The organism is Pareuzebyella sediminis, from assembly GCF_008367235.1.
In the GTDB taxonomy this organism is placed as follows: Bacteria; Bacteroidota; Bacteroidia; order Flavobacteriales; family Flavobacteriaceae; genus Pareuzebyella; species Pareuzebyella sediminis.
In genome coordinates, this window is sequence record NZ_VTZS01000005.1 from 225,015 (window position 1) to 248,139 (window position 23,125).

General features: G+C 41.9%; 19 protein-coding genes. 5 read left to right on the top strand and 14 right to left on the bottom strand.

What is annotated here, in order from left to right:
• The first annotated feature begins 205 nt into the window (after nucleotides 1–205).
• Both F2B13_RS17175 and F2B13_RS17180 read left to right on the top strand, forming a co-directional pair.
• Nucleotides 206–1,258, top strand: coding sequence for an ATP-grasp domain-containing protein (locus F2B13_RS17175; protein WP_149304736.1), 1,053 nt, complete (start codon nucleotides 206–208; stop codon nucleotides 1,256–1,258).
• A 31-nt stretch (nucleotides 1,259–1,289) separates the two neighbouring features.
• Nucleotides 1,290–2,198 (top strand): M14 family metallopeptidase, encoded by a 909-nt coding sequence (locus F2B13_RS17180; protein WP_232623071.1) that lies wholly within the window; start codon nucleotides 1,290–1,292, stop codon nucleotides 2,196–2,198.
• A gap of 89 nt (nucleotides 2,199–2,287) precedes the next feature.
• Here F2B13_RS17180 and F2B13_RS17185 read toward each other — a convergent pair whose 3' ends face one another.
• From F2B13_RS17185 to tamL, 10 genes are all read right to left on the bottom strand, one after another.
• On the bottom strand, nucleotides 2,288–2,785 hold the full coding sequence (locus F2B13_RS17185; protein WP_149277347.1) for a GNAT family N-acetyltransferase: 498 nt from the start codon (nucleotides 2,783–2,785) through the stop codon (nucleotides 2,288–2,290).
• A 53-nt stretch (nucleotides 2,786–2,838) separates the two neighbouring features.
• Nucleotides 2,839–5,502: a c-type cytochrome gene (locus tag F2B13_RS17190; RefSeq protein ID WP_149304737.1), complete on the bottom strand. Its 2,664-nt coding sequence runs from the start codon at nucleotides 5,500–5,502 to the stop codon at nucleotides 2,839–2,841.
• An 84-nt stretch (nucleotides 5,503–5,586) separates the two neighbouring features.
• Complete coding sequence (locus F2B13_RS17195; protein WP_149277349.1) at nucleotides 5,587–6,039, bottom strand: tRNA (cytidine(34)-2'-O)-methyltransferase; 453 nt, start codon at nucleotides 6,037–6,039, stop codon at nucleotides 5,587–5,589.
• Between the two features lie 5 nt (nucleotides 6,040–6,044).
• A complete protein-coding gene (locus F2B13_RS17200) occupies nucleotides 6,045–6,275 on the bottom strand; it encodes a VF530 family protein (protein ID WP_149304738.1) in 231 nt (76 codons plus the stop codon).
• Nucleotides 6,276–6,527: 252 nt separating this feature from the next.
• The gene (locus F2B13_RS17205; RefSeq protein WP_149277351.1) at nucleotides 6,528–7,391 is read right to left on the bottom strand and encodes a sigma-70 family RNA polymerase sigma factor; all 864 of its coding nucleotides are present in this window, start codon (nucleotides 7,389–7,391) and stop codon (nucleotides 6,528–6,530) included.
• 169 nt (nucleotides 7,392–7,560) lie between these two features.
• Entirely contained in the window at nucleotides 7,561–9,780 is a 2,220-nt protein-coding gene (locus F2B13_RS17210) for a polyribonucleotide nucleotidyltransferase (RefSeq protein WP_149277352.1), read from the bottom strand.
• A 191-nt stretch (nucleotides 9,781–9,971) separates the two neighbouring features.
• A complete protein-coding gene (gene rpsO / locus F2B13_RS17215; protein WP_149277353.1) occupies nucleotides 9,972–10,241 on the bottom strand; it encodes a 30S ribosomal protein S15 in 270 nt (89 codons plus the stop codon).
• A gap of 155 nt (nucleotides 10,242–10,396) precedes the next feature.
• Nucleotides 10,397–11,257 (bottom strand): acetyl-CoA carboxylase, carboxyltransferase subunit beta, encoded by an 861-nt coding sequence (gene accD, locus F2B13_RS17220; protein WP_149304739.1) that lies wholly within the window; start codon nucleotides 11,255–11,257, stop codon nucleotides 10,397–10,399.
• A gap of 31 nt (nucleotides 11,258–11,288) precedes the next feature.
• Entirely contained in the window at nucleotides 11,289–12,356 is a 1,068-nt protein-coding gene (gene fbaA, locus F2B13_RS17225) for a class II fructose-bisphosphate aldolase (RefSeq protein WP_149277355.1), read from the bottom strand.
• A gap of 209 nt (nucleotides 12,357–12,565) precedes the next feature.
• A complete protein-coding gene (tamL, locus tag F2B13_RS17230) occupies nucleotides 12,566–15,157 on the bottom strand; it encodes a translocation and assembly module lipoprotein TamL (protein WP_149304740.1) in 2,592 nt (863 codons plus the stop codon).
• A gap of 24 nt (nucleotides 15,158–15,181) precedes the next feature.
• Between tamL and F2B13_RS17235 the strand changes: the two genes are divergently transcribed.
• A complete protein-coding gene (locus tag F2B13_RS17235; protein WP_149304741.1) occupies nucleotides 15,182–15,913 on the top strand; it encodes a TrmH family RNA methyltransferase in 732 nt (243 codons plus the stop codon).
• A gap of 73 nt (nucleotides 15,914–15,986) precedes the next feature.
• On the opposite strand, the gene porT is transcribed toward F2B13_RS17235, so the two are convergent.
• Both porT and ubiE read right to left on the bottom strand, forming a co-directional pair.
• Nucleotides 15,987–16,706, bottom strand: coding sequence for a type IX secretion/gliding motility protein PorT/SprT (gene porT, locus F2B13_RS17240; RefSeq protein ID WP_149277358.1), 720 nt, complete (start codon nucleotides 16,704–16,706; stop codon nucleotides 15,987–15,989).
• 89 nt (nucleotides 16,707–16,795) lie between these two features.
• Nucleotides 16,796–17,524 carry a bifunctional demethylmenaquinone methyltransferase/2-methoxy-6-polyprenyl-1,4-benzoquinol methylase UbiE gene (gene ubiE, locus F2B13_RS17245; protein WP_149304791.1) on the bottom strand — a complete coding sequence of 243 codons (729 nt, stop codon included), beginning with the start codon at nucleotides 17,522–17,524 and terminating at the stop codon, nucleotides 16,796–16,798.
• Between the two features lie 225 nt (nucleotides 17,525–17,749).
• On the opposite strand from ubiE, the gene trkA reads away from it, so the two are divergent.
• Nucleotides 17,750–19,099, top strand: a complete 1,350-nt coding sequence (gene trkA / locus F2B13_RS17250; protein WP_149277359.1) for a Trk system potassium transporter TrkA — start codon at nucleotides 17,750–17,752, stop codon at nucleotides 19,097–19,099.
• Nucleotides 19,100–20,590, top strand: coding sequence for a TrkH family potassium uptake protein (locus F2B13_RS17255; RefSeq protein WP_149277360.1), 1,491 nt, complete (start codon nucleotides 19,100–19,102; stop codon nucleotides 20,588–20,590).
• 117 nt (nucleotides 20,591–20,707) lie between these two features.
• Here F2B13_RS17255 and F2B13_RS17260 read toward each other — a convergent pair whose 3' ends face one another.
• Together F2B13_RS17260 and F2B13_RS17265 are read right to left on the bottom strand one after the other, a co-directional pair.
• Nucleotides 20,708–21,910 carry a pyridoxal phosphate-dependent aminotransferase gene (locus tag F2B13_RS17260; protein WP_149277361.1) on the bottom strand — a complete coding sequence of 401 codons (1,203 nt, stop codon included), beginning with the start codon at nucleotides 21,908–21,910 and terminating at the stop codon, nucleotides 20,708–20,710.
• A gap of 88 nt (nucleotides 21,911–21,998) precedes the next feature.
• Complete coding sequence (locus F2B13_RS17265; protein ID WP_149277362.1) at nucleotides 21,999–23,102, bottom strand: fatty acid desaturase family protein; 1,104 nt, start codon at nucleotides 23,100–23,102, stop codon at nucleotides 21,999–22,001.
• Nucleotides 23,103–23,125 lie beyond the last annotated feature (23 nt).

A 23,125-nucleotide genomic window follows, 5' to 3' on the forward strand; every position in this document is an offset into this window, starting at 1 on the left:
GTATGGTGTAATCGGTTTTTGATATTTTGAAGTTCTTATCACGAGTATTCAAGCTCGTCGAATAGCCTATTCCTTTCGTCTAATTTATGACAGATGCTTTGCTTTCGATCCGTTCGTTGCGGGAAGATGTTTGTTTGGATTTTGTATGAGTTGAGAAGGATCAGTTGTACCTGTGTCTAGTTTTAACAACTAAAAATAATGATGGATGAAAATATGTTTTGTAATAAGTGATTTAAATAAGGAAGTGGTCGGTACCTCAGTGGTACTGTTAAAAAAAGCCCATGAACTTGGACACACAGCCTTGGTCATGGATGTAGGGGGATTTAACTTTGTTCACGGGTCACCGGTAGATATTCGTTGTAAAAGCGTACCGAAGAATATAGCCTATGACTCGCCCGAAGAGTTCTTGGAAAAGATGCAAGGGGAAGATATTCCATGGAAGGTTATAAGTTCTAATGAGCTGGATGTACTTTTTGTAAGAAATAATCCGACCGAAGAATCAGAGAGTCGACATTGGGCCGAACATTCGGGCTTGGCGTTTGCTAGAATGATACAGCAACAAGGTGTATTGGTGCTCAACGATGCCAATGCCATGGCACATTCCTTTGTAGATAAAATGTATTTTGAAGAACTGCCCCAAAATATTAAACCAAAAAGTGTGGTAACCCGTAACAAAGATGTAATTCTTGATTTCTGGAAAAACTCCAATAAAGAGATTGTTTTAAAACCTTTGGAGGGATCCGGAGGGCAGAGTATTTATTTGATTGGCAAACAAAAGCATAATTTCAATCAAATTGTCAATTCTCTCATTGCAAAAGGCTATGTCATCGCACAAGAGTTTCTTCCCGAGGTCAGCAAGGGCGACGTGCGTGTCATTTTGATGAACGGTAAAATTTTGACAAAAGAAGGACAACCGGCGTTGATCCGTCGTATTAACAGAGATGAGGATGAGTTTAGAAGTAACCTCGCTTTAGGAGCTTCGGCCGAAAAAGCTGAAATGACCCCTGAAATAGAACGGATCGTACAACTGACCGGGCCTAAACTAATTCGGGATGGTTTCTTTTTTGTAGGATTGGATGTCGTAAAGGATAAGCTTATCGAAATAAATTGCATGAGTCCAGGTGGGCTTTCTTATACCGAAGAAATCGGCTTACCTGATTTTACCGATGTCGTCATCAAAGCTATCGAACGGAAAGTGGAATATAGAAAGGTTCATAAAGATGGGATTTCGAATCGTGAGCTGGCAACTTTAGACTAATAGAATAAGGCAAATGCAAAACAAATCATCAATGCTAGAAACTCAAAAAAGGATTATCGGAGAATATTCTTCGGGAAAGGCAGGCCCTATTCTATATATAAGCGCAGGAATACATGGTAACGAACCCAGCGGTGTCTATGCTTTGGACCGGGTTTTCAAAACCCTGGAAGATGAAAAACCTTTGATTTCCGGAAAAGTCTTGGGAATCCGGGGAAACCTCAAAGCGTTGTCCAACGACGTACGTTTTATTGATGAGGACCTGAACCGCACATGGACGGTGGAAAATATAGCGGCGGGGATGAAGGACAGCAATGAAAAAAAGGAGATGTTTGCAATTATAGACACTTTGAACTCGCATTCCGAAGGAGAATTCTCCCAACGCTATTTTTTGGATTGCCATACGACATCAGCAGATAGTCCCCCGTACATATCGGTGCAAGAAGTAGGGAACAACGATTCGTGGGCCCATCGTTTCCCCGTACATATTATACGCGGTTTCTCTGATATAGTACTTGGCTGTATTGACCACTATCTTAGCCGTACCGGAGTGACCGGATTTGTATTTGAAGGTGGGCAGCATGAAAGCGAAGCTGCGGTCGAGCACCATGAAGGAATGATTTGGTTGGCCATTGCCCAGGCCTGTGAACTTGATCTGACAAATCTGGGTGAAATTCCCCAAGCGGTTCAAAACCTTAGGGGGCGCGAGAGCGAACGCAAGACTTTTGAAATTGTTCATCGTCATAGTCTTACCGCCAATGATACGTTTCAAATGGAGCCGGGGTATCAAAATTTTCAACCTATTAAAAAAGGAGAGTTTTTAGCTACCCATAATGGAGAGAAGGTTATAAGTACCTGGAATGCGTATATTTTCATGCCCTTGTATCAAACGCAAGGCAATGATGGTTTTTTTGTGGTTAGAGAGGTGCCAAAAATAAAATAGGAAGGTTCTACGGAGAAAGCCATCCCACGGCATGATATTTACTCCTTGATCGGGATTTAAGCAAAATATCCCAGAGAATATACCTCTCACTATTTCAAAAAAAGCTGGAGAAAAATCAAATCCAACCATTTTTCAAATTTGAACCCAACTTCTCTAAACAGGCCCACTTCTTGAAAACCAAATTGTTTATGAAATCGTATGCTTCCTTCGTTCGTTGCATCGATACCGGCAATCATGGTATGAAACCCACCTTTTCTGGCCAAAGTTATAAGTTCCGAAAGTAATTGCTTCCCAACCCCTTTACCTCTGGCATTCTCGGCCACATAGATTGAATGTTCAACGCAAAATCTGTAGGCTTCCCATGGTCTAAAAATACCAAATGTGCCAAACCCTATGACCCCAAGACCATCGTCGGCAACGATAACCGGCATGCCTTCATCCATTTTTTTCCTGTACCAATTCAGTTGGAAGGCCAAGCTACGCTCTTTGTAGTCATACACTACCGTAGAATTGCTTATCTCATAATTTATGATGCCTAAAATACCGGCCACATCTTCCTCTTTCGCTTCTCGAATAATTAAATTCATGTTTCAATATCCTTCACCGATGGCGATCCTTATCTGATTTTTCAAAATGGGGTTTACGGATTGGCATTCTTTTTCGAGTATATCTCATGGTCGGGGTCGCCTCCTGCCTCTAGATAGTGCATGAGGGCCAAAATCTCATTTTCGTTGAGCCGGTTCAACAAACCTGAAGGCATCGGGCTAATAGGTGACGGTTCACGTTTGGTAATATCGCTTTTTGCCAATCGTACCGTATAGGTCTCGTTGAACGGGTTGGGTGCCACATTGACCGAATCACCTTCCTCCGATAGTAGCCTGCCCGATATTTTTTTATCGTCCTTCAAGTGGAACAGGGTATGCGCATATTGATCTGATATTTCGTCATTGGGGCTGAAAATAGCATAGAGCATTTCATACGAATTGAATTTGGTATGTGCTTGGGTCAGGTCGGGGCCTGCGGCACCTCCCTCTCCGCGCATTCTATGGCACATGATACACATGCCGGCCTTGAAGGCTCGCTCCCCATCTTCAAAATCTCCTTCAAAATTGGACATGCCGCCGCCCCAAAGCATTTTATTAAGGTCTCTACCACTATACGCTTTGCCTGGCCCGATGGGTTGGGGGAGGTCGGCAACAGCGGTAGAAGGCGAATACACCCCTGTAAGCTCCTGAAAATATTCCTTTTCCCTTTCTGGCACGTGGGTCATTGCTTCAAGCCGTACATTTTCAATACCGGCCTTAAAACTTAAACCACCTTGCGCATTCAGTACATCGTAAAACCAATTGAAATAATCTTCCCGTAATTCTTTGGTCCATCCTTGGTCGGCATGGCTTAGTAATACGCCGTAGTAGATGGCCTCACTGGGTGGCATCTTGGCAATAATCTCACGAATTAACGGGCCATATTGTTCACTTCGCATTGAGGTTTCCTCAGATAACAAATTATCGGTTTCCGCCGTCTTCTGCTCCGTGTGCCGCTTTAAAAGATTGACCAAAGCTTGTGTGGTGCCCTCTGCTTTCAGGTACAGGAGCAATTGCCCAAGTTCACGGTTCATATCATTATCGGCATGTGGGAAATAGCGCTTTAGTTTTCGGATGGTAGCCGAACGATCAGTAGGGTTGGGCTGCCCCATCCTAATAAATACGAGCTCGTATGCCCGTAAAAGTGCCAATTGTTGTTCTTTCGGCAATGTTTCTAACACTATAGGGTTTAGTTTTGATAGTATCATCGACTGTATGGAAGAATCCCCTTGGTGAGCCAAGGCAATACTTGCTTCTATTATGGTAAGGGGGTCTCGCTCAGCTTGAAACAGTTCGGTCCATTGCACTAACGGCTGGTGTTCCAAAGCGACTCGTGAGGCGTACCGAATATAGCGGTCCTCATGACCGAGATTTTCCCAAGCAAGTGTAACGCCGGCTTCCGATTGCGTGGAATGGTACTTTTCGATGGTATGGCGAAGTTCACGTAGTTTGGATGCCTCTTTGCTAACCGGTTTTTCGCCGCTGCTTTCTTCAGTTCCGGTGTAGCGCAAACGAAACAAATGCGAATTGGTTCTTCGACCCCCGGACGCAAAATAAAGATTGCCATCGTACCCGGCGATCATATCCGTCAAGGGCAGGGGAGTGCCAGATAGAAATTCTTCACGATCGGCAGTATAACTACTTCCCTGTTCTTTTAAATCGATAAAGTATATGGTGCCAAAACTCCAATCAACGATCAACAACCCGTTCTTATACTTCGACGGGAAATTCAATGCAGTTCCCGATAGTACTGCCGTCGGGGATCCTTGTTCGAGGTTGTGCACGGCCGGGAGGGCATCGGCATAGTACTCGGGCCATTTGCCGGAGCCGGTACGCCAGCCATATTCTGAACCGCTGGTAACATGAAGAATCCGCGTAGGACGGTACCATGGCATTCCAATATCCCATTCCATATCGGCATCATAGGCAAAAAGTTCACCTTCGGGATTAAAAGCCATGTCGAATGCGTTTCTATAACCGGCCGAAATCAATTCCCATTGGGTACCTTCCGGATTAAACTTGGTAATCCAGCCGCCCGGTGCTTTTACTTCGTTGGCGTGACCCCTGGCATCTAAATAAGGTTTGAAGAGATTGTCCTCATCCCAGTTTATCGGAAGTCTACTATTGGTCAATAATGATTCGGGAATTAGGGTATGGTTTCCGGCTATAAAGTAAATTTCTTTTTCATCGGGAGAGAGCACAAAACTATGTGGGCCATGTTCACCGGCACCCTCGAGTTTCAACAACATGTTAACTTTGTCAAGCTTGCCGTCATTGTCGCTATCGATAACGCGATAAATTCCACTACCTTTTTCATCTTCATCGGGAACGTCATCGTCCCAGTTTTTGTTCACTGCCACATAAAGACTGTTGAAAGCCCAAAGTAATCCATGGGCTTCACCAATATCAATCGATAAGGAATCGACATCGTCGGGCTTTAAGACGTCACCTTCAGAAGGTATTTTGAATTGATAAATTTTACCGTATTGATCGCAGGAAAACATGGTTTCTCCCGGTCCTTGGGCTAGCGCGACCCAAGATCCCTGGCCATGGGCGCTGGGATGATATAGGTCTTCGAGCTCAAAATTATCGGGAAGATTGAAATCTATTTGTTTTTCTTCTTCCAAAAGGGCCATTTCGGATTTTTCTTTTTTACAACCGAGAAAAAAGAAGGTGGCAGCGCAAAAGACCGTAGCGCTTATAATTTTAAGGTTACGCATTGAAGATGAATAAAAGGTTAGTTATAAAAGTAGTAAAAAACTATAAGGCAAATATTGTTATGGTGCCATTTAGGCGAAAGATGTTCAACGCAATTGTCTCAAGCCCTCGTATATCACGATACCCACTGCGTTTGCCAGGTTCAAACTGCGAACATGTGGGCTGTAAAGAGGTATTTTATAAAGACAGTACGGATATTTTTCGGTTAGTTTCTGTGGTAATCCCACAGATTCTTTGCCGAAGATCAAAAACATTTCGTCCTCAAAATCTATGGACCAATGCTCTTTTTCACTATGGCTCGAGAAAAGAGCCATCTTTTTATTTTTATGTTTTCCAAAAAAGGCCTCTATACTTTCATGAACAACGAGTTCGAGGTGGGGCCAATAGTCTAGACCTGCTCTCTTTAGTCGTTTATCGGTAAGCTCAAAACCAAAGGGTTTGACCAGATGAAGGGTTGATCCAGTAGCAAGGGCCAACCGACCAATATTTCCTGTATTATTGGGTATTTCTGGCTCGATAAGAACAATATGTAGTGCCATTATACCTAGATCGATTTTAAATAGAGCTCTTCTACTTTTTTACGGGCCCAAGGGGTACGGCGTAAAAACTTCAGGGAAGATTTAATCGTGGGGTCGTTTTTAAAACAATTGATGTTTATTTTCTCGGCAAGTTCGTCCCATGTATATTTTTGGGTGAGGTATTCGAGAATAGCTACCAATTTTACTCCGTGGAGTGGGTTGTTAGGTTGGTGGGGACCATTGTTTTCGTCTTTCATAACCGACTGAAAGTAGTTTTGTGTATAAAAGCCCTTCTTTTCTTAGTTTCATGTCAAATTCTTTGACAAATGTAAAGAAGACCATAAAATGAAAAAACTCCGGTAATCAGCCGGAGTTTATTCATCAATCAAAAAACGAACAGTCATGATAAACTGTTGTTACCGTTAAAATTACAACTAATATGCCAAATATCCAATTTAAGGATTATTTAACTTGTAATTTCAATCCCTTGAACCAGGGGTATTTTAAGGTTACCCTAAATATGTTTTTAATATTTTACTTCTAGATGTATGTTTTAATCTACGGATGGCCTTTTCCTTAATTTGGCGTACCCTTTCCCTTGTCAGGTCAAAAGTTTCTCCAATTTCCTCTAGGGTCATCGAATGCTGACCTGCGAGACCAAAATAAAGACGTATTACATCGGCTTCCCTAGGTGTCAAAGTCTCTAGGGCCCTCTCGATTTCGGTACGCAATGATTCGTGCAGCAATTCCTTATCAGGATTCGGCGATTCTCCGCTGCGAAGTACATCGTACAAGTTAGAATCTTCCCCGTCGATCAATGGAGCATCCATAGATACATGGCGCCCTGAATTCTTGAGGGACTGTTTCACATCTTCTACGGTCATATCAAGCTCTTTGGCAATTTCTTCGGCAGAAGGCATACGTTCGTGTGCTTGCTCTAAAAAAGCAAAGGTCTTGTTAATTTTGTTGATAGAGCCAATCTTGTTCAAAGGCAAACGCACTATACGGGATTGCTCGGCCAAGGCCTGAAGGATGGATTGGCGAATCCACCAAACGGCATACGATATGAATTTAAAACCCCTTGTTTCATCAAAACGTTGGGCTGCTTTTATCAAGCCAAGATTACCCTCATTGATCAAATCGGGCAAAGTAAGGCCTTGATTTTGGTACTGCTTGGCAACGGATACCACGAATCTAAGATTGGCTTTTGTCAGTTTTTCAAGGGCAATTTGATCGCCCGCCTTGATGCGCTGTGCCAATTCGACCTCCTCGTCCGCTGTAATCAGATCTACTTTTCCGATTTCTTGCAAATACTTGTCTAAGGATGCGGTTTCCCTGTTGGTTACCTGTTTTGTGATTTTGAGCTGTCTCATCTAAATTACCTTTCTATTAAGTGCAGTATTGGTAAACTGCATATACTTATACGTAAAAAAGACAGAAATGTTACAATTGGATAAAAAAAAATGGAATTTTTCCGTTGTTTGACATAAAAAAGGCCCCAATTTTTCAACTGAGGCCTGCAATCATGGGTATTTTAACCTATTAATTATTTCTAGGCTTCCTGTCGCGATTATCTCTTCTGTTATCGCGTCCACCTCGATTTCTATCATTACTACGTGGAGGTCTTTCTTTATAACCCTCAGGTTTCGGCAGAAGAACTTTTCGGGAAACACGGTCTTTTTTCGTACGTGAATCGATGCCCATATACTTTACATCGAAAACATCGCCCATGTTCACTACGTCCGACACATTTTCGGTACGTTCCCATGCCAATTCCGATACATGTAGTAAAACTTCGTTGCCAGGGGCATCTTGATATTCTACTACAGCTCCAAAATCTAACATTTTAATCACCTTTACTTCATATACGCTACCAACTTCGGGCTTGAACATCAACGAATCGATTTTGGCCAATACGGCGTCGATACCATTTTGGTCGGTACCCAAAATTTCTACGATACCCTCTTCGGTTACCGGATCTTCATTGATAACGATCGTCGTTTTGGTCTCTTTTTGCAATTCTTGAATGACCTTGCCACCGGGTCCGATTAGCGCACCGATAAATTCGTTAGGTATTACCGTAGTTACCATCTTCGGAGCATGCGGTTTTACATCGGGGTTAGGCGCGGCAATCGTATCGGTTAACTTTTCTAAAATATGTAGTCTTCCGTCGCGTGCTTGTTTTAAAGCTTTGACCAAGATTTCGTAAGAAAGGCCTTTTACTTTAATATCCATTTGGCATGCCGTAATACCATCTGCGGTGCCTGTAACTTTAAAGTCCATGTCACCTAAATGATCTTCATCTCCAAGAATATCGGATAAAACAGCATACTTTCCGGTTTCCATGTCAGTAATCAATCCCATGGCAATACCGGAAACTGGTTTTTTGAGTTGTACTCCAGCATCCATCAAGGCCATGGTTCCTGAACAAACGGTAGCCATCGATGAAGACCCGTTACTTTCCAATACTTCGGAAACCACGCGTACGGTGTACGGACAATCTTCCGGAACCATTCCCTTTAATGCACGTTGCGCTAAATTTCCATGACCAACTTCCCTTCGCGATGTTCCGCGGATAGGTCGAGCCTCTCCCGTTGAGAAAGGGGGGAAGTTGTAGTGCAGGTAAAATGTTTCTTCACCTTCATAAGAGGGCATGTCAATTTGATTAGCTTCTCTAGAAGTACCTAAGGTTACTGTGGCCAAGGCCTGGGTTTCACCCCGTGTAAATATCGCCGAACCATGGGTAGAGGGCAAGTAATCTACTTCACACCAGATAGGTCGAATCTCATCTGTCTTTCTGCCGTCTAGGCGAAGGCTTTCATTAAGGGTAAGATCGCGAACGGCGGCCTTTTCTGCTTTGTAAAAGTATTTTGAAACCAAATCACCGATCTCTTCCAATTCTTCTTCGGTAAAATTGGCTTTAACCTCTTCTTTAATAGCATCAAACGCAGCACTTCTTTCATGTTTTGCAGAGCCTGCCTTGGCTACGGCATATACCTTATCATAAGTGAGGTCGTGTACTTTTTTCTGCAAATCTTCATCTTCCGCTTCTCCCTCATATTCACGTACCTCTTTTCTGCCTACGGCATCGGCCAATCGTAATTGGGCGGCACATTGTTCTTTAATGGCTTCATGGGCAAACTTGATAGCTTCGGTCATTTCCTCTTCGGAGATTTCACCCATTTCGCCTTCTACCATCATCACGGAATCAGCGGAAGCGCCAATAACCATATCTATATCTGAATCCGCTAATTGTGCCCTGGAAGGATTAATTATGAATTCTCCGTTTACACGGCCAACACGACATTCCGAAATAGCACATTCAAACGGAAAATCCGATAATTGAATCGCTGCCGAAGCGGCCAATCCGGCCATTGCATCTGGCATCACGTCTTCGTCATGAGACATCAATTGAATCATTACTTGGGTCTCCGCATGGTAATCTTTTGGAAATAGCGGTCGTAATACACGGTCTACAAGACGCATAGTAAGCACCTCTCCATCACTGGGTCTGGCTTCCCTTTTGAAAAAACCACCCGGATATCTACCTGAAGCGGCGAATTTTTCACGGTAATCTACCGTTAGAGGAAGAAAATCAACGTCACTTGCTTTGTAGTTGGAAACTACGGTACATAGTAACATACAATTGCCGGATTGTACGACAACCGAGCCGTGGGCTTGTTTTGCCAATTTTCCGGTCTCGATAGAGATTTCCCTACCGTCACCGAGATCAATGACCTCTTTAAATACTTTTGGAATCATAAATTAGAATTAATATCCGCATTAGTGCGGACTGTTAAACAATGGTCTTTCCGACGTTTTGAGGTCGGAGTTGTTGTGTTGTGTGTCGACCAATGAAAAACTGTGTGCAGCTTTTTGTGTGTGCCTCAAAATGTTCCGAGGACTTGGAATATAATATAAGGGGTCGGAAATTTTCCGACCCCTTAGAATAATTATTTTCTGATATTCAATTCTTTGATAAGTTCTCGATACTTAACAATATCCTTATTTTTTAGGTAATCAAGAAGACTACGCCTTTTACCTACCAATCGTACTAACGAACGTTCAGTGTTAAAGTCTTTTTGATTGTTTTTCAAATGTTGGGTCAAATGATTGATACGATGCGTGAACAAAGCTATCTGACCTTCAGTAGAACCTGTGTTCTCCGATTTTCCGCCGTACTTTTTAAAAAGTTCAGCTTTTGTTTCCTTGGTTAAATACATGCCAATATTGTTTTAAATGATTTTTATGTATCTGACTGATTTTCAATCAGGGCGCAAATATAAGATTATTATTGATTATTTAAGGATTAACGCTAAAAATAATCTTTTGCACACGTGGCGCATAAAGGGATCTGAATGTGTTTTGATTGAAAACCCTATGTGCGTATCGGCTTATTTTCGATAAGATCGATATAAAGATTGATTTTATTCTTTAATGCACTACGGTGCACTATAAAATCAAGAAAACCGTGTTCTTTAACGAATTCGGCTGTTTGAAAACCCTCGGGTAATTCTTTCCCAGTAGCCTCTTTCACCACCCGGGGGCCTGCAAAGCCGATAAGTGCCCCAGGTTCGGAAACGTTAATGTCGCCCAGCATCGCGTAAGAGGCCGTAGTGCCTCCGGTCGTGGGGTCGGTACATAAAGAAATATAGGGTATTTTAGCTTCGGCAAGTTGTGCTAATTTAGCTGAGGTTTTGGCCAATTGCATTAGCGATAGCGCGGCCTCCATCATACGTGCACCTCCAGATTTGGAAATCATCAGAAAGGGCACTTTTTTCTTGATGGCATGGTCTATAGCTCGGGCAATTTTCTCGCCGACGACGCTCCCCATCGATCCCCCGATAAAATTAAAGTCCATACAAGCGACCACCAAATCTTTGCCCTTTGACTTTCCGACTGCCGTTCTGACTGCATCTTTAAGGCCCGTTTTCTTTTGCGCCGCCTTTAAACGGTCAGAATATTTTTTTGTATCCTCGAATTTAAGGGGGTCTTTCGACGTTAATTTAGTGTCGAGTTCACTGAATTTATTATCGTCGAAAAGAATTTCAAAATATTCCTTACTGCCGATGCGAACGTGGTAGTCGTCTTCAGGGCTTACGTAGAAGTTTTTTGCAAGTACTTCTGACTCTACAATTTTTCCGGTAGGCGATTTGTACCATAGGCCTTTCGGCGTGTCCTTTTTTTCTTCCGTAGCTGTCTGTATGCCTTTTTCCTTTCTTTTGAACCAAGCTGTCATATTATCCATTTTAGCGTTCGGAAACTAGTTACTACAAGGTGTTTATGTTATTGAGGTCGGCAAAGGCCTTCTTCAAACGTTCGACAAATGATTTTTCTCCTTCACGAAGCCAGACCCGGGGATCATAGAATTTTTTATTGGGCTCGTCGCTTCCCTTTGGGTTTCCAATTTGTGATTGAAGATACTCGTTATTTTCCTGTACATAATCCCGAACCCCTGCTAAAAATGCATATTGCAAATCGGTATCGATGTTCATTTTAATCACACCGTAGCTAATGCCTTCACGAATTTCTTCTACCGTAGATCCCGATCCACCGTGAAAAACAAAGTCAATATGGTTATGGCCTACCCCATATTTTTCGGAGATGTACTCTTGCGAATTCTTAAGGATCTTTGGAGTCAATTTTACATTACCCGGTTTGTATACCCCATGAACATTGCCAAAAGCTGCAGCAATGGTAAATCTATGGCTTACCTTTGATAGTTCTTCATAAGCATAGGCAACTTCTTCGGGTTGCGTATAAAGTTTGGAATCATCAACGTCAGAATTGTCGACACCGTCTTCTTCTCCTCCAGTAATTCCCAATTCGATTTCAAGGGTCATGTTCATCTTGCTCATGCGTTCTAGGTAGCCTTTACATATTTCTATGTTCTCTTCAATTGGCTCCTCTGAAAGATCTATCATATGAGAACTGAACAGGGATTTTCCCGTTTCGGAGAAATGTTTTTCGCTAGCGTCGAGCATTCCGTCGATCCAAGGCAAAAGTTTTTTTGCACAATGGTCCGTGTGAAGAATGACCGTCGCGCCATAAGCCTCGGCCAATTGATGAACGTGTTTTGCTCCCGCAACCGCTCCAAGTATAGCGGCCTTTTGCCCTTCATTGGAAAGTCCTTTTCCAGCATTGAACTGGGCTCCTCCGTTTGAAAACTGTAAAATCACCGGAGCATTCAAACTGGCTGCGGTTTCTAAAACTCCGTTAATGGTGTTCGATCCGATAACATTCACCGCGGGTAAGGCAAAGCTCTTTGACTTTGCGTATTTAAAAATTTCCTGTACTTCATCTCCGGTTGCTACACCGGGCTTGATATTGTGGGCCATAATTCTGGTCTATTAGTTTGTAGTATTGAATGGCACAAAAGTAATAAAATAATATGTCTATGTGCGATCGGTGTTTATAAGTTTATCTTTATAGGCGACATGCAGAGATTGATAATGAATTGTTTATTGCTAACCATGATTTGCCCTGTATTTTCAGGGCTAAAGGTAAACTGGAACAAAATTTATTTTTAAGTAGTGCTAACCAGTTTTTAAAAAGGATAATTGATACCAATTTGGAGAACGGCATTCGTAAAATTAAAATCGGTCAACCACCGCTTCGAGATTTCTTCGGCAGGATTATACGTTTTGAAACCCAGGTCAGCACGTAGTACAAAATAGGTGAAGTCATAGCGCAACCCAAAACCGGTGCCTAGCGCAATGTCTTCCAATGAACGAAAGCCTGTAAAGGTAGCTGCAGGATCTTCAACATTGTCGAATACATTCCAAATATTTCCTGCATCGGCAAATAGGGCTCCCTTTAAATTTCCTAATAAGGGAAAACGGTATTCGAGATTAAGGCTTATTTTCAGGTTGGCCTCGTTAAAATCATTGATTGCATCTGTTCGACCCGGACCCAACGAATAGGGAGACCATGCCCTAATATCATTTGCCCCGCCCGCAAAATAGCTACGAACAAAGGGAATATTGTTCGAGTTTCCATAGGGAATGGCTATTCCAAAAAAAGTTCGAAGGGCCAATACGTTATTTCTCGAAATACTCCAGTACTTTACATAATCAAATTCGGTCTTTAGATATTGACTATAGGGTACCCCGAATACTAAAAAATTTTCATTTTCATTCTTATTGAAGGGTATGATCTGGGAAATTGCCGAGAGTAGGTTGCCGGCACTTTCAAACTTGAATCGAAATTGAAAGAATTTATTGTCGGTAAGACCTTCTCTATTGTTAAGGTTCAATGTATAGTTGCTCGCAAAGATGAGATTGTTTTCGGTAAGACGCTGTCTTCTTTCCTCAATAACGCTGACACTTTCGAAGTCTTCCCGAGTAGAAGGCACCTCGTTGTTCAAAATGGCATTGGTAAAACCGGTTGTTCCCGAAGGAATAGTGAGTCTTGGAGTGTTACCTACAGGTGACTCATAAAAGTCAGAAAGCGAACTGTTGCCACTATAAACGTCAGTGGCTGCTATGGAGTTCAGTTGTGAAAAGGAGTTACGGTAAACATTAAAAAAGCGATCAGGGTTGACATTTCTGACGAACTGCACGTTCAATAACTCTATATTATGTTTAATAAATTCAGATGGTATCCAATTGTAACTTAGTACGGTATTAAAGGCTTGTTTGTCAAGGCCTATGTTTTTTTGAAAGCTAGTACCTAGGGAAATTCGGGTTTTGGGAAGGGTATAGCTTGGAATTATCCTGCTCGTATCAAAAAATGGAAACCATAACCTGGGTATGTCAAGGTTGAGGTCGATTCCATATTCCTGAATATTAAAAAACCTATTGTCAATAATGCTAGGGTCGTTTGATGAGCCGATACTTACCCGTCCGGCTATACTCAGGTTTTCTGCACCGCTGAATAAATTTCGTGCCTGTAATGACGGACTTAGGGCTAGGCCTACCTGCTGAATGTTAGATCGGGTAACCTCGAAAGACGTACCAAGGGAATATTTGGGTCTGGCCGCTAAGTATATATTTGCATCGAGCCCGTTCTCACTACTTGGAACCGAGGTTATCGTTGGATATTTAAATACGCCGAGATTGGTGATTTGGCGGTACGTACGTGTACGGTTAATTTCTCGATAAATACTGTCTTTTTCAAAAAAAACGGCATTGACAAGGGTTTTGGGTTTGAAACGTAATTTGTTGTGATAAAAGATGGTGTAATTGTCGTAGCGCACAAATTTCTGTTCACTATCCCTTTCATCGTACAAATAGTCGGTGTAAATATTTACATTGTTAAATTTGTACACCTTATAGTCGGAGGTGGTCACAGCACTGTCTCCCCGTCTTTTGAAGTTTTCGATATTCAGCTCGATATTCATTTTTTGGTCATCTGCCAATTTCGTCGTATCAGCGGCAATATCATAGGAAATAGAACTTTCTTGGAAATTGTAAATCCCCGAATTTCTAAATATAGCGCTCAATCTTTCCCGTTCTTGGGCAAAAAAACTCAGGTCAAATTGATCTCCACGCTTAACAAAAGCGTTTTCGGTGTGAAGAAGATAAATAGAATCGATAGCTTTTGATGCTATGTTTCTTGAAATAGAGTCGATGGAGAAAGGTTGGCCCAAATCGATTTTATATTCGATGGCTCCACGTTTTTTTTTGACGGTATCTATAACGTAGGTAGTATTGTTGTTAAAATAACCCTTACTACCGTAATAGGCTCTAAGTCTTTCGAGGGATCGCTTGGTCTTTACCGTATCGATGATTACGGGAGACTCTCCTATTTTTTTTAACCATTCACTGAGACCGCTTACCAAAAAAGATTCTCCAAGGCGATCTACTTGCTTCTTTGAAAGGAAATCGATGAGGCGCTGCTCTCTCTTTTCTTTTCTATATAGCCAGGCCTGAAAGGAGGAATCTGGATTTTTTTTTGCTAGATAGTAGAGGTTTAGGCGCAAGGGATAACCCAAAATAGTACTATTCGGCTCTTGAAATACGAGACTTTCGATGTTTTCGTCCTTAACCGCTTTACCATCTGCATAAATGGCATTTTTTTTGAGCAAAAGTTCATTTTCGCCTACCCTTTTTAGCGTGTTGCAAGAGTTGATGACCATAGCTAGAAATAATAGGCTTATTTTAGCAAAGGTTCTGGTAATGCGAAATGGTATGCCCATAGCCCCCAAAAATACATTATTTGTATGGTTGTTAAAAGCCAAATAAAACTTATAAAAAGCCTGCAACAAAAAAAGTATCGTATTCGACATGGTCTTTTTGTGGCGGAGGGAATAAAGACCGTAAAGGAGTTGGTTGAATCAGATTTTGATCTGTATTGTATCTATGCTACCGACTCCGAATTAGAAATTGAAATAGGTGTTGAAATACAACTGATCGCCGAGGCCGACCTAAAAAAAATGAGTGGTCTCAGTACCCCGAACAAAGTTTTGGCCGTTTTCAGGATTCCCATGCCAAAAAAAGTTGATTTTTCACAGTGGATTGTCGCTTTAGACGATATTAGAGATCCAGGTAATTTGGGAACCATTATACGTCTTTGTGATTGGTTCGATGTTCCTCATTTGGTATGCTCCAATACTACGGTAGACTGCTATAATCCAAAAACGCTACAAGCTACCATGGGGTCCGTTTCACGGGTAAACATTGTATACGTAGATTTAGAGCAATTTCTACAAGAAGCGAATTCCCCCATATACGGAGGTTTCATGGCCGGCGAGAGCGTTTACGAGGTAAAGCTGCCTTTGGCCGGGATTTTGCTTCTCGGAAACGAAGCTAACGGTATTTCAAATGCGATAGCCAATTGGGTATCCCATAAGGTAAGTATTCCCCAATTCGGTCAATCGACTACCGAGAGCCTTAATGTGGCAACTGCTAGTGCTATTTTACTTAATGAAATAAAACGGGGTGAAAAAGGGTAAGGGGTATCTAGAACGAAGCCGGTAACCGGTAATAAGTTATTTGACTTGGTATACTTGGTAAGGATTAATCGAGCTATTCAAAGGTAAAATTGACGAAAATTCCACGTGTGCTCATTTTCTCGACGTTTCCTGTCCAAATGCTATTCGGATCATTGTCACGAACAAGTTCGTCTGTCAAGCCAAAGACCCCTCGAACCGAAGGCGTAAACTTGAAATATTCCAAATAAAAATCGATACCGAAACCGAGCTCGTAATTATAGGTCCATTTTTTCATGCGGAACGTTCCGCTACTATTATCATCAAGACTGTCTTGGTTGCTCCCCAAGTTCAATGATGCAGAAGGACCCGCCACTAAAAACGGCTTCCAGTTACCAAGCCTTCGAGTACTCATTTTTAATAATAAAGGAAAGTTGATATAAGTTGATTTTACCTCCCTGATAGCGTCCCTCGCCCCGTCAACAGTATTCTGAAACCCTGGAAACCCCAAGTTTCGGGCATTGTAGTAAAGTCCCGGTTCTATCCTAAGGTCTAGAAACTCATTAATTCTAAGTTCACCGATAAGCCCTACATTAAAACCTGTAGCTTCCAGCACTTGTATATCAGTACTTTGATCACCTAGATCGTTCTCATAACTGAACTTGAAACCATATTGGTTGAAACCCAAAAAATAACCATAGTTTAAAAGATTTTTATCCTTGTTCTCAAGATTAAGAATGGGGTCGGAATTAAACTGGGCGTTTATTGGAAGGATAAACGTAAAAGTAACCACCAGAAAAATAAACAATCTTTTCATTCAAAATTAAATAATTCAATCAGACCGCTTTTCATAAAGAAGGGCCGTGACCGCGGTTCTTATCGTTGCCTTTTTCAAAAGACAGAACATTACTTTGTAGCTATGTAAATTGAGGCTACCCCAAAAGTTTGTGGTCTGTTCGTTACCTCTATAAACCCGATTTTACGCAAAATATTGTTGAAATCTTCCCCATGGGGGAAAACCGAAGCCGATTCGCTTAAATATCGATATGCTGATTTGTCTTTGGAAAACAATTTTCCAATGTTTGGAAGTATATATCTACTATAAAATTGATAGCCCTGTTTGAAAGGAAATCTTTCGGGTACTGCGGTTTCAAGAACCATCAAAGTGCCTTTCTGGTCAAGAACTCGAAAAATTTCACTCAAACCTTTATCTAGGTTTTCAAAATTACGAACCCCAAAAGCAACTGTTACGGCATCGAAGCTATTGTCTTTGAACGGAAGATTCTCACTATCACCAACGACGATTTCTATAGTATCTTCGAGCTTTTTTTCGGCTACTTTTTTCTGGGCCACGGCAAGCATCCCCGGGGATATGTCCAAGGCCACAATATTATTCGCGCCCGTTTCGGCTAAATGAATTGCCAAATCTCCGGTACCTGTAGCAATATCAAGAATGCGGTCTGGCCTTTTGGTTTTAAGAAGAGCTACGACTTTTCTGCGCCACTTCACATCGGTTCCGAAGGAGATAACCCTATTCAGACCATCATAGTCGTCAGAAATGGCATCGAACATCAGGGTGACCTGTTCTTTCTTTCCGAGTTCCGAATTCTTATAGGGAATAACCTTTTTGGCCATAATGAAGCGCTTTTTGCCGCAAAGATACAATATCGTATTTAGTAAGCGTTTAAGCATTCTGATGAAAACTGTTTTTGTCATTTGTGACATTTTAGTGGCTTTTTAAAATGCCAACCGAAATAATGCGTAATTTTGACTGGTGAATTCGACCATACGAATCGCTGGTGGAAATAGAACCATGTTGCGGTGTATTCAAATCGAGTGTCCACACAAAGTTGCTAACGGATGAAAATTATTATAGCAGGTGCCGGTGAAGTTGGTTTTCACTTGGCCAAACTGCTCTCTTACGAATCTCAAGACATAACCTTAATAGATACCAACAAAGAAAGTTTGGCGTATGCCGATACCCATTTAGATATCAGGGTATTACGGGGGGATGCCACTTCGATTTCGGTATTGAAGGATGCGCAGGTACAGACCTCTGACCTTGTCATTGGGGTTACCTCGTCCGAAACCACGAACATTACCTTATGTATGCTTGCCAAACAGTTGGGGTGCAAACGTACCATAGCAAGAATTTCAAACACCGAATTTATTGAAGACAAAGAGCTTCTGAGATTTTCAGAGTTGGGTATCGATGAGCTCATTTCACCCGAAGAACTGGCTGCGGCAGAGGTTCAGCTGCTGTTGAATAAATCAGCCTTTAACGACACCTATGAGTTCGAAGAAGGTAAATTGATAATGGTCGGAGTGTCTCTGCCTTCAACGGCTCCATTTGTGGGTAAAATGGTCAAAGAGGCGGCAAAAGTATTCCCAGAACTTCATTTTATGCCGATAGCATTACAGCGAATGGGAACTCAATATACCGTTATACCAAGAGGTGATACGGTATTCAAGTATGGGGATCAGGTCTATTTTATTACGACCAAAGAAGGGGTCGACGAGCTTTACAAACTTACCGGTAAGAAAAAAGAAGAGATACGTAATGTGATGATTTTGGGCGGGAGCAAAGTCGGTTTTAAGGCAGCCCGAGATCTTTGTGCAAAAAGATTTAACGTAAAGTTGATCGAAAAAAATAAGGAAAAGGCTTTCGATCTTGCCGACGATCTGCCCAATGCACTGGTAATTAATGGTGATGGACGAAATGTTGAACTTTTAGAGGAAGAGAGTTTAGGTTCCATGGATGCTTTTATTGCCGTTACCGGCAATTCAGAGACCAATATTATGTCGTGTCTAGTGGCCAAGTCAAAGCATATCAAAAAAACAATTGCCTTAGTGGAAAACATGGATTATTTTCAACTCTCCCATTCCATCGGTATAGATACATTAATAAATAAGAAACTACTGGCGGCAAATAATATTTTCAGGTTCATTCGAAAAGGTGAGGTTGTTGCCCTTATGCGCTTGAATAATCTTAATGCCGAGATTCTGGAGTTTGTGGTAAAGGACGATTCAAAAGTTACCGGATCGATCATTCGCGAACTTAATTTTCCGAGGGCCGCAACTATAGGTGGTGTTATCCGGGGAGAAGATGGTATAATCGCCCTTGGTGGATTTGAGATACGTGCCGGAGATCGAGTAGTTGTCTGCTGTCTGCCCGAGGCTATTCCTAAAATTGAACGATTGTTCTTGTAAATGAGCCTTAATTCAAAAATCATATTCCATATTATGGGGTTGCTTTTGCTTTGCAACGGTGCGTTTATGCTTTTGGCAGCCCTTGTCAGCGGTATCTATTCCGATGGAGCTACATTGCCTATTTCTTTGGCCTCTATCACGACCATGTTTACGGGTACCTTTGCTATGTTTTATACCCGCGATCACAAAAAGGAGGTCAAACGAAAAGAAGGATATATCATCGTAACTTTTGGCTGGCTCGTTATGTCGATTTCAGGTATGCTGCCTTATCTGTTTTCAGGGGCGATACCTTCGGTCACCAATGCTTTTTTCGAGACAGTTTCCGGGTATACCACTACGGGTGCATCAATTTTGGATGATATTGAAGTATTGCCCAAAGGCATTCTTTTTTGGCGAAGTCTGACCCATTGGATCGGAGGTATGGGAATTATAGTTTTGGCCATAGCTATATTGCCGCTCCTCGGCATAGGAGGCATGCAATTGTTTGCAGCTGAGGCACCGGGGCCGAATGCCGATAAATTACACCCGCGAATAACGGATACGGCCAAAAGGCTTTGGTTTATCTATTTAGGTTATACGCTCGCCGAAACCTTGCTTTTGAAAATTGCGGGTATGAGCTTTTTTGATGCGATCAACCATTCTTTGGCAACGCTCTCCACTGGGGGTTTTTCCACTAAGAACCTGAGTATGGCTTATTGGAACGACCAACCGTTAATTCAATATATAGTCATCTTATTTATGTTCTTGGCAGGTTCTAATTTTGTGCTTAGTTATTTTGCGTTCAAGGGTAAAGTACAACGCGTCTTAAGGGATGAAGAATTTAAGTTCTACGCGATATTTATATTGACTTTTACCATAATCGCTGCTATAGTTATTTTTCTCAAGGCCGATGTGCCGATAACGGAATATCACCCCAAAGTTCTGGGTGATGGTGAGAGTTCTTTCAGGCATGCTCTTTTTCAAGTTATTTCAGTAATAACCACTACTGGATTCGTTACGGCGGACTTTACAAATTGGACGCCCTTTTTGACCGTTTTCTTTTTTGGCTTAATGTTTTTGGGAGGATCTGCAGGTTCTACTTCCGGCGGTATCAAAGTAATGCGCCACGTACTTATTATAAAAAACGGACTACTTGAATTCAAACGCACTTTGCATCCTAGTGCGGTCATACCGGTACGTTATAACGGAAAAACGGTGAAAGAGCATATCGTTTACAATATCATAGCATTCTTCGTGCTCTATATGTTACTCTTCATAATAGGGGCCATGGTTCTTGGGGCGTTGGGTGTTGACTTTGTTACTGCTATTGGAGGTTCAGCATCTTCTCTAGGCAATGTGGGGCCGGCATTCGGTAGCTTGAATCCTGTAAGTAATTTTAATGGATTACCGGATTTGGGTAAATGGTGGTGTGGCTTTTTAATGTTGGCAGGAAGGCTTGAACTTTTCACGGTTCTGATATTATTAACACCTTATTTTTGGAAGCGGACCTGATTTTGAAATGGGCCGGCTGAATGGGCCAGGCATTTTACGCATGCTGATATATAGCAAAAACCCCGAACAATGTCATGTATCGGGGTTCTTTTTATTTTAACATCTCCTGTTTTTGGGTTACTGCAGGGCCTTTTTGATTCTGGCCAAGGCTTCCACTATTTCCTCTTCCGAAGCGGCATACGATATACGGATACAATTACCGTTACCGAAAGCATCACCGGTTACTGTAGCCACATTGGCATACTCAAGGAGGTACATGGCAAAATCGGAGGCGTTGCCGATAGTAACCCCATTCAATGTCTTACCGAAATATGAGGTAATGTCTGGGTACACATAAAAGGCACCTTCGGGCTCATTACATTTGAAACCGTCTATATTGTTCAAGAGTTCTAGTATAAGCTTTCTCCGCTCCTTAAACTTGTCGACCATAAATTGTATTCTATCGGGCGACTCGTTCAAGGCCGTGATTACGGCGCGCTGAGCAATACAGTTTGCACCGCTGGTTACTTGTCCTTGTAATTTGGTAGTGGCTTTTGCGATATAGGTCGGTGCTCCTATATAGCCAATTCTCCAGCCTGTCATGGCAAAGGCTTTGGCAACACCATTGACCGTGACGGTACGATCATACATGTCTTCGAACGAAGCCATAGAGGCATGCGCCGTCACACCATAGTTGATATGCTCATAAATTTCATCGCTGACCACAATTATTTGTGGGTGTTTCTGCAGCACATCTGCCAAGGCCCGAAGCTCTTCTTCACTATAGATAGAACCGCTGGGGTTGCAAGGCGAACTGTACCACAACATTCTAGTTTTTGGGGTAATCGCAGCTTCGAGCTGCTCCGGTGTCATTTTAAAGTCATTTTCTAAGGTCGTAGGTACTTCTACAGGAACACCATCGGCCAATTTTACGATATCGCTATAGCTAACCCAGTATGGGCAGGGTAAAATTACTTCATCACCCTTGTTCAAAATTACCTGAGCGACATTATAAAGCGATTGCTTGGCCCCTGTCGACACGACGATTTGTGATCGTTCATATTGAAGGCCATTGTCTCTTTTGAATTTGGTAATGATGGCATCCTTTAATTCTACATACCCATCAACAGGTGTGTAGGCATTGTAGTCATCGTTGATAGCCTGTATTGCAGCTTCCTTGATATAATCAGGTGTATTGAAATCTGGTTCACCTAGACTTAGACCTATAATATCTTTCCCGGCCGCTCTTAATTCTCGAGCCTTAGCGGCCATTTCAAGGGTAGCGGAAGGAGTGACGCTGTTGATCCTATCGGAAAGACTGGGGGTAACTGTTGTTGTCATGATACTTTTACGATTAAAAAGACGCTCGTCTAGTCGGGCATTATACCTTTTAGCCGATTACGCCGATACACTTTCTATTAACTGTATGCTATTGTAGTTGTAAAGAAGGTTTTTTGCCTAATTCCTTTAAATGTTTGAAATGCGAAATTATGGCTTTTCGTGTAGTTTTATATTCGTTATAAGGTAAATTAAATTCCTTGGCCGTTTCTTTCACAATTTTTGAGATTTTTGTGTAATGTACATGGCTTATGTTGGGGAAAATATGGTGCTCTACCTGATGGTTCAACCCTCCCGTGAACCAATTAACAATTTTATTCTTCGTTCCGAAATTTACGGTGGTAAAAAGTTGATGAATGGCCCAAGTGTTTTTCATGGTTCCAGTTTCATCGGGTAGGGGAGTGTCGGCCTCATCGACAATATGGGCTAATTGAAATATTACGCTGAGTATGACACCTGCTACGTAGTGCATGACAAAAAAGCCTAGGATGATCTTCCACCAAGCAATATCTAAAATGAGCAATGGTAGAATAATCCAAATCGTAAGATATAGTGTTTTGGTAACGACCAAAGTACTCCAGTTGATTACGGGGCTGGGTAATTTTCCATAGGAAAGCTTTCGCTTCATATAACGATACATCTGCTGAAAATCAGTGGTGATGGCCCAATTAAAAGTTAGAAGACCATATAACAACACCGAATAGAAATGTTGAAATTTATGATACCTGTGCCATTTTGAATGTGGGGAAAAGCGGAGGATTCTACCCGCTTCCATGTCTTCATCATGTTCGTGAATGTTCGTATAGGTATGGTGCAAAACATTATGCTGAACCTGCCAATTATATACATTACCGGCTAAAATATATATGCTGCTTCCCATAAGCTTGTTTACCCATTTTTTGTTGGAGTAAGAGCCGTGATTGCCATCGTGCATAACATTCATTCCTACACCGGCCATACCTACTCCCATGACAATGGTCAACAAAAGATTGGCCCAATTAGGAAGCCCTAGTGTCAATATTAAAAAATAGGGTGTTAAAAACAGCGCGAACATGATAACGGTTTTAACATGAAGTCGCCAATTGCCTGTTTTTTTAATTTTGTTTTCCTTGAAATAGTCGTTGACCCTTTTGTTAAGTGTCCGAAAAAATTGCGCGGAATCTTTTCGCGAGAATCGAATGGCTTTTTGATCCATAGAATGAATGTCTTTTTGCTAAA